Raw genomic sequence first — 12,865 nt, 5'->3', positions numbered from 1 at the left:
CGGTCGATACAAGCATCGCCAGATGGACGAGTATCTTTGACCATGATAAAATAAAAGGAAGTAGCAAGCTTCCCAGATCGGGAGCTTTAGGGGGTACACCATGGGAAAGACCGATGTTCGCCGAGATGCCATTATGCATGCGATTAAAGATAAAGGCTCCATTGCTTTGACGGATATTGTGAAGCAATTCAATGTCTCTGAAGCAACAGCACGACGAGATTTAGAAATTCTCGAAGGAGAGAAACGTTGCATCCGCACCTTTGGCGGGGCAGTACTTGAAAGCTTGAAAGTGGAAGTCCCCTTCTTTAATAAAATGGACCTCTACACTGATGAGAAGAAAGAAATTGCGGACAAAGCCCTTCGTTACATCGAAGATGGCGATATTATCGGGCTGACAGGTGGTACGACAACGACTTTCATCGCCAAAAAGCTGAACCAATTCAAAAATCTAACCGTCATTACGAATGCCGTGAATATTGCCTACGAACTCATCGGCACGCCTGGACTGCAGCTGATACTAACCGGTGGTGTGATTCGCACACAAACCTTTGAGCTATCAGGTCCACTGGCCAATGCGACGCTCGAGAACCTTAGTATCCGCAAAACGTTCATGGGCTGCGATGGCATTTCCCTATCCCGCGGCATGATGATCTACAATGAGCTTGAAGCCGAAACGAATCGCCGGATGATGAAGCAGTCCATGGAAACGTATCTCGTGGCGGATCATTCCAAATTTAGTCGAAGCTCCTTATTTGTGATTGGCGAGGTGCAGGAAGCCGTTGGCATCATTAGCGACTCCTCCATTACGCCTGAAATGAAGCTGGCCTTCAAGGAATCAGGAACGCCATTTCTATAACAACAAAAAAGCGATATCCTTAGCCATCCGGCCAAGAGATATCGCTTTTTCGTTGTTCATTCTTACTTCAGTTCACTGCTCGGCTGTGGAATTGGAGCAGATTTCATTTTCAAAGACGGCACCATAATGATCACACCGATAACAAAAAGCAACGCCGATGTGAGATAGATCGATTCTAGGGAGAACGATGCTTTAATCGTACCCGCAAGACTCATGGTAATAACCATAGAACCCATAAAGAGCGGCGTTAGAATACCATTCACACGTCCGACGAAAGATTCCTCGGTATTCCCAAGAATTAATGTACTAATCCCGATCTGAATAGCTGGCATCACTAGTCCTGAGATAAACTGCATCAGAAGTGCCAACCACACCAAATGCGTAACACCAATCATAGCAAAGGTAACTGCGCTAACCGCCATACCGATGGCGAGCATCGCTTGTGGGGAAATTTTCTTAGCAAAGGCCATTGTTACGCCTCCGCCTACGATCATTGCGGCACCGTTCGCCACCATGAACCACTGCAAGTTCGACTTCTCTAGACCCAAGTGCTCGGTAACTAGAAAAATGCCAAGTGGACTGATCAAACCAATAGCTAGACCAGCAACGGCAAAACAACCACCGAGGATAACTAACATACGGTTCCTCAACACATAACGGAAGCCTTGACCCATTTCTGTAAAAATATGCGTAGTGCGCGGCTCTGATGTATCTTCTTTCATATCCTTAGGCAAGAACGTAAGAACCAGAGCTGATAGCAGGAAACATGTTCCCATGATCGCTACAGCCGTTTCGATTCCGAAACGATAATAGATGAATGAACCCAACATTGGCCCTAAAATCATAAAGATCGCCATCATCGATTGAAACATCGACATCCCAAGCTGCATTTGCGATGCAGGGACATGCACTTTAAATAGCTTCATGTTGGAAGGTTGGGAGAATTGAGAGAGAATCGATGATACCAACGTAGCAAAGAAAATCGCTTTCCAAGATCCCATATACAACGTGATCAAAATAACAAAGACGGATGCTGCGCTAAGTAAATCGCACCAGACCATCGTTAACTTGGGCCTCCAGCGATCGGCGAATGCCCCACCGATAAAGGAGAAGATAAATATCGGCGCGAACTCCGCTACCGAGATTAAAGAAAGCGAATATGGATCATTATTCGTCATGTCCGTCACATAGAGCAGAATCGCAAAGTTACGTACCCAAATTCCGATTTGAAGTAAAATGCCCGATAGCATAATGGTTTGAACAAATCGATTGGTAAAAAATGATCGCATAGTTGGCTCAGATTGAACATTAGCAAGACTCATGAGAAAAAAAACACCCCTTTGCAAAATAGATCGCTTGTGAAATGCGTGAAGTGCGGTGAAATGTGCGCATTGTTCCTACGTAACGGGAAAGGAAAAGTTTCACAAGCCTATCTGATTTTACAAGGAGATGCGCCAAGATGCTAGATATAAATTCTGTATATTTATTTTCCCCTAATCCTGTCTCCAGCCAATCGGATATTGCTCGGATAAACTCACAGGTAACCGTCCGACAGCTGCTTCACTACCAAGCAATACATTGGCTAATGAAACCATCGCCAGAGGTCGATTCTCGTAACAAGCATAATACGTTTTCACTTCAGGGAATTCAAGCAGGTCATATGGATTACGTCCAGCTGCTACAATCAGATGCAGTCCATCCAGTTTGGCCAAAGCTCTTACTAAAGCGGTTTGACCCACGGAGAAAGTCGCATTGTAAGTGACGATAACGACTTGCTCAGCGTCTTCACAAAGCTTAATCATCTCTGCAATATCCTCATAGCTTGGCTGGAGACCTAAGTAAATTTCACGAACCGGCTCTCCCGCTAATTCGGACAAAACGCTCCCAAGAGTTCCCTCACGATCAACAACCTCATCGATTTCCGTCCCTGATTGAACTTCTGTCCAGATCACACACGTTTTATCGTTAATTTGAAGGTTCTTACCGACATCATCTTTGACCTTCGTGATGCTCTTACGACTCAGTTCCTTTGCCAACGCCTGATGCTCAGGTGTCGAGATCGGCCCCTCCGGAATCGGCGTTTGCGTATCAAATCGAATGTCACGCTTATATTTGTACGTCATAATGCGCAGTACAGACTCATCAATGCGTGCTTCAGAAATACGACCGCTTTCCACAGCTGCAATGACTGCTTCCATAGCCGCTATCTGACGCTCCAACTCATGACTAACGAGCAAAATATCCGCTCCCGCTTCCAGTGCACGAACTGCACCTTCCGCTACGCCAACCCCCTCGGAGATCGCCTTCATCTCTAAGCAATCTGTGACGATAAGCCCTTTGAAGCCAAGCTCGCCGCGCAGCAGTTCCGTCAGTATCTTATACGATAACGTCGAAGGTACACTGCTGTCTTCCAGGGCTTCAAAGACCACATGTGCCGACATAATGGCATCTACGCCGCCTTCAATCGCTTTGATGAACGGGGCAAGCTCCAACTCCATCAATCGCTCCATGCTATGCGGCACCACAGGCAAATCATGATGCGAATCCGCTGTGGTATCCCCATGTCCAGGGAAATGCTTCACGGTTGCGATAACGCCCATGTCTTGCAAGCCTTTAACAGCGTGCGTTCCCATATCACTTACTATCGCTGCCGTTTCACCATAAGAACGGACGCCAATGACGGGATTTAACGGGTTATTATTAATGTCTAAACAAGGAGCCAAGTTCATGTTCACGCCCATTTGACGAAGCTCTTTGCCCATCACTTTCGCGCTGGCGTAGACGCCAGATGGTGCGAAAGCAGCACCTAATGCCATATTACCAGGCAGTAACGTCGCTCCTTTTTCAACCCGTGAGACCATTCCGCCTTCTTGATCCACAGAAATAAATAACGGTTGGCCGCCACTTTTGAGGGAGATGTTTTGCAAATCGGCAGACAGCTGAGCAAGCTGATGAGCGTCCTTCACATTCCGACGGAAATAAATAACGCCGCCAATCCCATACTCCTCGATTAATTGCGTAATATGAGGATTCGGTTCCAGTGCGTCAAATCCACAAGCGAAGAGTTGTCCCACCTTTTGACGTAAAGTAAGCGGCTTATAGTTCTTAGTTCCATCTGTTGACATGTATGTACACGCTCCTTGCGAGTTTAATTAGGCTTTAATATTTTCCATGATGCCTCTCTGTAGAAGGAGATACATCACAACAACCGGAATCATGCTGATCATGATTGCCGCGCATAGCGAACCGTAGTTCATATTCAATTGATCATAGAAGGCCACCATACTCACGGGGAGCGTCCTCAGCATCTCTTTGGTCAGAAATAAATTAGCCATGATGAATTCATTCCAGCTCGTCAGAAAGTTCAACATGAATACGGTAAATAGGGATGGTAGTGAAATAGGGACGATGATCCGACACAACAACCCATAAATGGAGAGCCCATCCATGATACCCGCTTCTTCCAGTTCATTCGGTATCGAGCTCAGGAAGCTGCTTACCATGAATACGGTCCAAGGCAATCCTAATGTTACATAAGGCAAAATTAATGCTAACGGTGTGTTATACAGATGCAAGTTCCTTAAGAGCATATATAAAGGAACCAGCAAGGAAGCCGCAGGTACCAGCAGAGCTAGGATCAGAATCCTTTTCAGAACGCGGCTTAGCCTTGGAAACGACATGCGAGTCAGCGCATAAGCGGTTGCAGTTCCTAGCGCTAGCGAAACGATAGCTGAAACGCTCGAATTGAACACACTATTCATAAAATAATGACCCACATGTGCGCCAGTCCATGCATTCCAATAATTCGATAACGAAAGCTCTGCAGGAAAGGACCATGGCGCTGTAATGATTTCTTTATTCGTTTTGAAGGATGAATTCAGTGTCCAGCCTAGCGGGAATAATATCACCCCGATGTAAATCAACAATACCGCATGTGGAAAAACACGGCGCAGGAGGCTTCCTCTCACCATCGTACCTCCTCCTGTTTTCTTGTGAACCATCCGAAGACGGATGTTAACATAGCCGTAAAGAGAAGGATCAGTACCGCGATGCTGTTTGCGTAGCCATACTCGCCGATCCGATACGCTTTTTTGATCATATAGGAGGCCATAACTTCCGTAATCCCATAGGGATTCCCGCCTGTCATGACAACCACAATGTCCATGGCTTTCATGCCCCCCGTAATGGATAAGAGCATCATAACCGTAATGACGGGTCTTAGCAGCGGCAGAATGACAAACCATGCTTGTCTCAGGGTGCCTGCACCATCCAATTGAGCGGCTTCCACCAGATGCTTCGGAATGGCATAGATGGCTGATACTACGAGCACCACATAGAACCCCATCCATTGCCAAGCGTTGGTGATCAATATGGCAAGCATCGCCGTCGCCCCATCTGCCAGCCAGGCATGCTGCCATCTCGATAAACCGACAACTTCTAAGACTTTGTTGAGCAGCCCCGCCTGTGGATGATAAATAAATTCCCAGAGCACTCCTACGACTGCAGTCGATAGAATCGTTGGAAGGAAAATCAATGTTTTATAAAATGCTATCCAACGCTTGAGTTTACTCACAAGCAATGCGATACCTACGATTATGGGAATTTGAATCCCCATGGAAAATCCAATAAAATACATATTATTTCGCACCGCAATCCAGAAATAAGGATCTTGAAAAGCTGCAACGAAATTGTCCAGCCCATTCAATGTTGCTGGGGAGATGCCGTTCCATTCCGTAAAACCGTAACGCAGCGACATCAGCATGGGATAGATGAAAAATATCGCAAATACGAGCAGCGTCGGCAAAGTAAAGAGCGTATATGCCCAAGCATTTCTTCCCATTCGGTTCATATGTCATCCTACTACTATTTGGCATGGGTTTCTTCTTTATTCGAAGCCTCTTGCTGCTTCTGTAATTCCGTCATCAGCGAAGCGGGATCTGTTCTTCCGCCAAGCAACTCCTGCATCCCTCTTTCAAGCTTCTCGCGAACCTTCGTTTGAATGCGGGAATCGAAGGCCGGAAAGGTTCCTTTACTATTCGCAAACACATGTAATATTTCCGTAATCAAGGGGTTCACTTGACTCGTATCTTGCAGCTTCATCGCCGGTGGCATGCCTTCTTCAACCAGCTGCCTCTTCTGCATCGATTCTGTATACATTTGCTTTATGAATTCTTTGATCGCCAACAATTGTTCGGGTGTTACCTTTTTGGAAAAGCCATAGGCATTGGACCAGCCCCCATTGATATACCCGTCTCCTGGCCCCCCCATAGAAGGGAAGTTCATGAAGCCGACATCACGAGCAATTACCGACTTCTCAGGATCAAGGAGCGGCGTATTTGCCCAACTGCCATCAAACATGAAAGCGGCGTTTCCACTGCTGAACGTATTTTGCTGTTCGGCATAGGCAAGCGCTAGACTGCCATCTTGGAAATAGTCTTTCTGAATGAGCGTTCGATACTGTTCAAAAGCTTTCAATACCTCTGGGTCCGTCCATTGCTTGCTCCCATTCAAAAAGCCCTCGATCGAATCCGCACCTGCCGTGCGCACCCACATCGTATTAATCATCATATTTATTACCCAAGAGTCTTTAGCGGCCATGGCAAAAGGGGTAATTTTGGCAGCTTTCAACTTCGCCGCTGCGGCTACCAGATCGTCCCAGGTTTCGGGCAGCTTGATTCCCTGCTGGGTCAAAATCTTTTTGTTATAGTACAGGCCTTCCACATAGCCAGCCATCGGAATCCCATAGATTTTGCCATTCACCATGAACTCTTCGAAGCTATAGAACTTATCTGTTAACCCAAGCTCTTGCAGGATGGGAGTAAGGTCCAGCAGGCGATTCGCCTTCACATAATCCTTGGTATCCGTGCCTCCGAACAGGTCGAATATTTCTGGTGGATTACCTGCAGCCATTTCTGCTCGCAGCTTTTCGAAGCGATTCACCTTATCCTCTACGCCATCTAACGTAATCGTTAAACCAGGCACCTTAGCTTCAGTCGCTTTGACAACCTCCTGCAGCATGGCGAGGCGTTTCTTCTGGGTATCCTTTACCTGTGTATGCCGGATGGTCAGCAAGATTGGCGCATTCTGGACACCTTTTCCACTAGACGCATCATGCCCTGGTTCCGATTTATCCGAAAATATACTGCACGCCGACAGCATGAACGTGAGGGCCACGGCACCTGTGCTTACAATCAGTGTTCGTTTTCTCATCCGTTTGGTTCTCCTTTAAATATGCGTTAAAAAAGTCCAGTTTTCAGCACCGAGAAGATTGAAAGAAGCTAGGAAATGAGGAGCGGAGCGTAGTGTAGGCTACGTGAGCACCGGAAGTTCCGGCTGAATTCAATATTCGATGTCGAATATGCTTCTTGGACTACTTCGTGATCAAAAGTGGACTTTTTAAACAACCTCTTTAAGCTTACCATTTAAGTATAATTGAACCCCTATGCGTGCTAAAGACAGATAAATTCCTAATCTAGGGGCAAATTCCTCTAGTTCCCTTCCTTGCGCTTATCCCGATACTCGGAAGGAATTTCGCCAGTAAACTTCTGAAATACCTTGGTAAAATAACGCCGTTCGATATAGCCTACGCATTTTCCAATATCGGTTATACTCTTGTCACTGTGAAGCAACAAGGATTTCGCTTGCTCCATCCGATGCTTCGTGACATGCTCCACAAAGGTTTCCCCAAAGTGTTGTTTAAATAACAAACTGAAATAGCTCGAGCTAATCCCTAACGAACTGGCTATATCTTCGATGCCGAAATCCGTGGAGTAATGCGCTCGAATATATTCCTTGGCGGCAGCCATAAGGAGCTCACTATTTTTCTTCTTGTTCGTACCTTCAAGCCCGTTCGATACAAGTTGTAACATAACCTGCAGCAAATGCGGGATACTTTCGCTTTTATCCAGCTCACGCCATATCTGCTCTTCTTCCTGACTATCGAGAGCATTCATTTCACGCAACTCTCGCAGCACATGCAGGATCAAATAGTGCAGCATCTGATAAGCCCGAGCGAATGATCCCTCCGACAGACCCTCCAGCAATAATTTAAGACGATCCAGCGCATCCTCGGTCTTGGGACGATTCAACTGCTTCATGCCTGTAACAATTTCTTCTACCAAAAACCAAAGCGAACTATTCGCATCTGAGGATTCTTTGGCCTCTTTATATGGCAGCACAGACTGCTGCTTATCTAAATTCAACTGCATGAATCTCTGCAGCTTTCGATACGTGTCCGCTAGCTGTTGTAATCCTACTGGACCTGGAAAGTAGCCCACGCTAATCCCCAGCTTCACAGATTGAACAACATTTCGTTGCAGCTTAGCGGCTAGCTCACACAATTTCGTTTCTACGCTAGTATGGTCAGTCTCCTCCCATGCCATGAGCAGTGACCATTCCCCTTCTCGCATCTGAAGAACGGTGTGGTTGGCTATCTCGTCCGCCAAGGAATCCTGTAGGACATTGCGTACAGCGAAGTTCCACAGCTTACGTTCTTGCTCGGTCCACAGCAGTGATTTCTGTGAATAATTGTCTACATCAATGATGGCGAATACATAGCGCAGCGTCTCTAAATCCCCTTGATCAATTGGAAGCTGCGTACTCGCCGTAATGTCCGTATAGTCCATCATGATATCCTGCAAAATCTTCTCGTAAGCCAAGCTTCTGATCTTCCCCCACTTGAGGAGTTCTTCTTGATGGTTCTGTTTCTTTGCACGAATTTCGCCGGCAAGTTTACGAATCGAATTCTCCAGCTCTTCGTAATTGATCGGCTTCAGAATATAATCACTAACCCCCACCCGCAGGAGTGAGCGCACATAGTCGAAATCCTGATAACCCGTCACCATCAGCACCGTGCAGTCCTCATTGATTTCCCGAAGCTTATGGATAAACGTAATGCCATCCATTTGCGGCATCCGAATATCACTCATCACGATGTCCGGAATATGCCCAATGCAAAGTTCCAAGGCTTCAAGCCCATTCTTGGCTGTGCCTACAATATCAATTTCGAGCTCTTCCCAAGGAATGACCGCCTGCAAATTACGTAAAATGTTAGGCTCATCATCTGCCAAAATCGCTTTTAACCTCACCCTGCATCCCTCTTCCTTTTCGGAATAATCACCTTCATCGTCGTACCTTGACCTTCTTGGGAACAAATAAACATCCCATAGAGTTCGCCATATTGAATCCGAACCCGATCCGCAACATTGCTTACACCAAGACCTCGGCGTTCTTCATTCGATTCCAAAATTTCATGAAATGGTGTCTCTAGCTCGGTTTTATAATGAAATTTCGCTAGTTTTTCGTTACTAATACCAACACCGTTATCCGTCACGTATAGCCCAATTCGATCCCCTTCATCCACAACCTTCACCGCAATCAGTCCCATATAATCAATCGGTTCAAAACCATGCTGTAAGCTATTCTCGACCAAAGGCTGTAAGGTTAGCTTTAAAATGTCCTCATGGAGCAGTTCCGGAGGCGCTTCAATCGTATATTGAAACTGATCTTCAAACCTGAATTCCTGAATTTCCAAGTAGCTGCGCAGATGCTCAAGCTCCTGCTTCAACGTTATCTCTTCCCGGTTTTCCATCCCAATTCTCAGCAAATTCCCAAGACGGATCACCATTTGACTGACTTTCTTCCCTTGATTTTGAATGGCTAGAACATTAATGGACTCGAGTGTATTAAAAAGAAAATGAGGCTTAATCTGCGCTTGCAGCAGCATGAGCTCTGCTTTGTTTTTGCGGTCCTGCTGACGCTTCACCTCTTCGAGCAAATCCTCGACCCTTACGACCAGACTATTAAATCCTCTCGCTAGCGCTGTGGTTTCATCCTTTCCGCTCACTTCCATGCGGGTAGTTAGATCACCACGCTCCACCTTTTTCATAGAGGAGAGCATGCGAAGAATCAGTTGAATAATACGTCTTACGAAGACAAGGTTATACACCAGAGCAAAGAACAAACAAATAAACGTAATCCCCGCCACCAGCTTCATAATCGTCTCGATTTCACCAGCAACATATTTCCATGACGTGATCGATACGACACTCCAGTCCTGAACACCCATCCCATTAATATTCAAATGATAGAGGGAAATGAGACTTTTTTCATTTTGAAAATCGGCCTTGAAACTGTAATTGTTGAATCCAAGATCCAATTTACCCTGGGTTAATTGAAGGACATTAGCTCCTTCTAAGCTTTGTTTATTATCGTAAAAAATAAGACCGTTTTTATTGATCAGCAGATAACGTTTGGAGTTTTGCTCGCTCGTATTAAAGGATTTAAATATCTGATCCAGCTCATTAAATTTAAATTTCAACAGCATATAACCGAGATTATCCATCGTCCAAAAATCTTTCACCATTCGCGCTTGATAGAATTCGCCGCGGTTTGAACCGAACTCCTTGAATTCGGAGGGGCCGATCCAGAGTGGACTGCCATTCAGCTCCTGGATATGCTGGAACGCCAAGCTTTGCTGAATCGTTTGCCAAGGAATCGAACTTCCGCTCGTTCGCCCAGCGCTAAAGGATTTGCCACTATTGTTGTAAATGACGACAGATTGAACAGGGGAGTAGGTCAGAATCGAGCCACGAAGCAGCGTATCAAATGTGTTCAAATCATACGAAGAGAGGGGATCCGCATTCGGTTTCGCAGCATCTATCGTTCGATAAATGCCTTGAATACTATCTTTGACCATCCAGAAATCGGAGAAATAGTTCGCTTCCTTGAACATGTAATAAATATTACGAGAGATCGCTTGCAGCGTGACTTCTGTTAAATCCCCATATTTTTTTTCGATTAGCTGCTGGGAGACCGTGTACACCGCTGACCCTAGGACGAATAAGGGGATGATGATGAAGAGTAAAAAACCGATAAATACTTTCTTGTTCAGATTCATCGCTGCGCTGCGCTCCTTCTCACTTAAGTTAACTACACATCCAAAATTCGAATCTCTGGCTCAACGCTTATATCTACATTACCTCGCAAGGCTTTGCTAATCATGCATGTCTGTTCCGCACGTAATGCAGCTTTGCTTATTTTATCCAATTGCGCTTCGGTCATATGTGGTGGTACGGAAATAAGAGGACGATGGACGATCGCATTTACTTTCATCGTTGGTCGGTTCTGGACGTAGATGTGGGAATGGAGTTCAAGGGATACGATGCGTTCTCTTGCAAGCAGCGTGCCTAACGTGATTATGTAACAGGTTGCCGCGGCACCGAGCAGCATTTCTTCGGGATTCGTTCCCACGCCGGGGCCGTCAAATTCGCTTGGTACGGAAATGGGAGCCTGGAAACCATCTGCTTGAAGATGGCCGGTCCCCTCTAGACCGCCTGTCCATGTTGCTTTAAGTTCAAATACGTGTTCTGGCATGGGAAGTGCGCCTCTTTTCTCTATGTAATATGTGCTCCGTAATAGCACCTAAGTATCGGAATAAGAGTCTGGCTATCATTGGCGAGGACCGAGCAATCCTAACAAACCTTTGGTTGATTTGATTTTATTGTAAAGGAAGAGAACAGGATTCACCAGCAAAGAACAACATAAAAAATCGTTCCCGCACCTAATCAGCACGAAAACGATTTATCTAACTTCAATTGATCTCTATGAAATTGCGTAATTCATGTGTTGGAATATCAAAACAATGAAAGCCCTACCTCTCTTTCATCCTTGCGGCTCCAATGACCGCGCCAGTGCGAATTGCGTTACAAACACTTACTGCCGAAACACTTACGTTGCCTCGGGTTTACCATAAATGAGCTGATGGACTGCGCATTGGGAGAAAAACAAACAAGGAGAGGGGGTTACTTTCTTCTCGCTAATCGTTCGTGTGGGGTAAATGAGGCTAAATATGAAGTGTTTATATGGTTTCATTTCAATCAACTTTAATATTATATAACAATTGTACATGCGTGTCAATACGTGGTGATATACGGAGTGTATGTGCTAGTATATAGAAATAGTTGGTCGTAAAGCATACGCCGCTTTTCTAATATCCGCCTAGGCAGATATAGAGAAGTGGCTTTATTTATTTCAAGGAGGCATCCACATGAAAATTGAATTTGAAGTTGCACATGACGGCTTTATTGCTTACCACTCGTCTACTCGCAAAGGTGACTCTCTTCGCAGACTGTTGGAAGGCCACAGTCATGCTGAAAAACTATTTCTTTTGCAGGTTTGGTGGCCTGCTTTTAAACATTTCAACGATCTTCATCCCGAATATGAAGTGAAAGACTTCCGAGATGGAACCCGATTCCTTGATTTTGCTTTTATCAAACATACACTCAAACTTGCCATCGAAATCGATGGTTTCACAACCCACGCCTCACAAATTAGCCGCTCCCAATTCTCGGATCACCTCATTCGTCAGAACCATCTCATCATCGACGGCTGGCGAATCCTCCGTTTCTCCTACGACGATATCAAAGACCGCCCACGTATGTGCCAACAAGTCTTACAACAATTTATGGGCCGCTATCTGGGTATGAACGACGGTTTGGCCAAAGTGATAAGCTACGTGGAGAAGGAAGTTTTGCGGTATGCGATTAACTTAGAGACGCCTCTTACAAATCAAGTTGTGTGCGGGGTTTTATCCATTAAAGAGCAGAAAGCGCGTCAGTTACTCAAGATTATGCATGATAAAAAGCTCCTTGAAAGCGTTGGAAAAGGAACTCAGCGGATAAAATATTACCGTCCTACAGATGAAGCGCTACAACAGTTGATGGGATAGCATGCGAAATGGCAGCTTGAGCTACCATATACCGGCGTGCATTCCCCTACGTTCTCACGCTGCAATCATGTTTTTCACCGTTACAGCTTCATTCGCGACTCATTCACCTACGTTCTCGCGCTGCAAGCGTGTTTTTCACCGTTACAGCTTCATTCGCCGCGCATTCCCTTACGTTCTCACGCTGTAACCGTGTTTTTCACCGTTACAGCTTCATTCGCGGCGCATTCCCCTACGTTCTCACGCTGTAACCGTGTTTTTCACCGTTACAGCTTCATTCGCGG

Annotated in this window: 10 protein-coding genes; 2 read left to right on the top strand and 8 right to left on the bottom strand. The window is 45.7% G+C overall.

Annotated features, from left to right (window positions below):
- The first annotated feature begins 100 nt into the window (after positions 1 to 100).
- Positions 101 to 856, top strand: a complete 756-nt coding sequence (locus HQN88_RS19245) for a DeoR/GlpR family DNA-binding transcription regulator (protein WP_173115507.1) — start codon at positions 101 to 103, stop codon at positions 854 to 856.
- Between the two features lie 62 nt (positions 857 to 918).
- On the opposite strand, the gene HQN88_RS19240 is transcribed toward HQN88_RS19245, so the two are convergent.
- The 8 genes from HQN88_RS19240 to HQN88_RS19205 form a co-directional block, all read right to left on the bottom strand.
- Positions 919 to 2,178: an MFS transporter gene (locus HQN88_RS19240; RefSeq protein WP_173115505.1), complete on the bottom strand. Its 1,260-nt coding sequence runs from the start codon at positions 2,176 to 2,178 to the stop codon at positions 919 to 921.
- Between the two features lie 171 nt (positions 2,179 to 2,349).
- Positions 2,350 to 3,981: a beta-N-acetylhexosaminidase gene (nagZ, locus tag HQN88_RS19235; protein ID WP_173115504.1), complete on the bottom strand. Its 1,632-nt coding sequence runs from the start codon at positions 3,979 to 3,981 to the stop codon at positions 2,350 to 2,352.
- Between the two features lie 27 nt (positions 3,982 to 4,008).
- The gene (locus tag HQN88_RS19230; RefSeq protein WP_173115502.1) at positions 4,009 to 4,827 is read right to left on the bottom strand and encodes a carbohydrate ABC transporter permease; all 819 of its coding nucleotides are present in this window, start codon (positions 4,825 to 4,827) and stop codon (positions 4,009 to 4,011) included.
- The gene (locus HQN88_RS19225) at positions 4,821 to 5,705 is read right to left on the bottom strand and encodes a carbohydrate ABC transporter permease (RefSeq protein ID WP_173115500.1); all 885 of its coding nucleotides are present in this window, start codon (positions 5,703 to 5,705) and stop codon (positions 4,821 to 4,823) included. Before HQN88_RS19225 ends, HQN88_RS19230 begins: the two co-directional genes overlap by 7 nt.
- 14 nt (positions 5,706 to 5,719) lie before the next feature.
- A complete protein-coding gene (locus HQN88_RS19220; RefSeq protein WP_246320328.1) occupies positions 5,720 to 7,066 on the bottom strand; it encodes an extracellular solute-binding protein in 1,347 nt (448 codons plus the stop codon).
- A 278-nt stretch (positions 7,067 to 7,344) separates the two neighbouring features.
- On the bottom strand, positions 7,345 to 8,943 hold the full coding sequence (locus HQN88_RS19215; RefSeq protein WP_173115498.1) for a response regulator: 1,599 nt from the start codon (positions 8,941 to 8,943) through the stop codon (positions 7,345 to 7,347).
- The gene (locus HQN88_RS19210; protein WP_173115496.1) at positions 8,940 to 10,754 is read right to left on the bottom strand and encodes a cache domain-containing sensor histidine kinase; all 1,815 of its coding nucleotides are present in this window, start codon (positions 10,752 to 10,754) and stop codon (positions 8,940 to 8,942) included. The genes HQN88_RS19215 and HQN88_RS19210 overlap by 4 nt, the downstream gene beginning before the upstream one ends.
- A 32-nt stretch (positions 10,755 to 10,786) precedes the next feature.
- Entirely contained in the window at positions 10,787 to 11,230 is a 444-nt protein-coding gene (locus HQN88_RS19205; RefSeq protein WP_173115494.1) for an OsmC family protein, read from the bottom strand.
- Positions 11,231 to 11,903: 673 nt separating this feature from the next.
- Here HQN88_RS19205 and HQN88_RS19200 point away from each other — a divergent pair.
- Positions 11,904 to 12,584 (top strand): PDDEXK family nuclease, encoded by a 681-nt coding sequence (locus tag HQN88_RS19200; RefSeq protein ID WP_173115492.1) that lies wholly within the window; start codon positions 11,904 to 11,906, stop codon positions 12,582 to 12,584.
- The last annotated feature ends 281 nt before the right edge of the window (positions 12,585 to 12,865 follow it).

Origin of the sequence: Paenibacillus qinlingensis, assembly GCF_013204845.1 — a bacterium.
GTDB classification, from domain to species: domain Bacteria; phylum Bacillota; class Bacilli; order Paenibacillales; family NBRC-103111; genus Paenibacillus_E; species Paenibacillus_E qinlingensis.
This window is presented reverse-complemented; position numbering and strand designations above follow the sequence as displayed.

Coding starts and splice junctions, on each gene's coding strand:
- HQN88_RS19220 (WP_246320328.1), bottom strand. CDS start 7,066: ATGAGAAAACGAACACTGATTGTAAGCACAGGTGCCGTGGCCCTCACG.
- HQN88_RS19245 (WP_173115507.1), top strand. CDS start 101: ATGGGAAAGACCGATGTTCGCCGAGATGCCATTATGCATGCGATTAAA.
- HQN88_RS19200 (WP_173115492.1), top strand. CDS start 11,904: ATGAAAATTGAATTTGAAGTTGCACATGACGGCTTTATTGCTTACCAC.
- HQN88_RS19230 (WP_173115502.1), bottom strand. CDS start 4,827: ATGGTGAGAGGAAGCCTCCTGCGCCGTGTTTTTCCACATGCGGTATTG.
- nagZ (WP_173115504.1), bottom strand. CDS start 3,981: ATGTCAACAGATGGAACTAAGAACTATAAGCCGCTTACTTTACGTCAA.
- HQN88_RS19205 (WP_173115494.1), bottom strand. CDS start 11,230: ATGCCAGAACACGTATTTGAACTTAAAGCAACATGGACAGGCGGTCTA.
- HQN88_RS19225 (WP_173115500.1), bottom strand. CDS start 5,705: ATGAACCGAATGGGAAGAAATGCTTGGGCATATACGCTCTTTACTTTG.
- HQN88_RS19240 (WP_173115505.1), bottom strand. CDS start 2,178: ATGAGTCTTGCTAATGTTCAATCTGAGCCAACTATGCGATCATTTTTT.
- HQN88_RS19210 (WP_173115496.1), bottom strand. CDS start 10,754: ATGAATCTGAACAAGAAAGTATTTATCGGTTTTTTACTCTTCATCATC.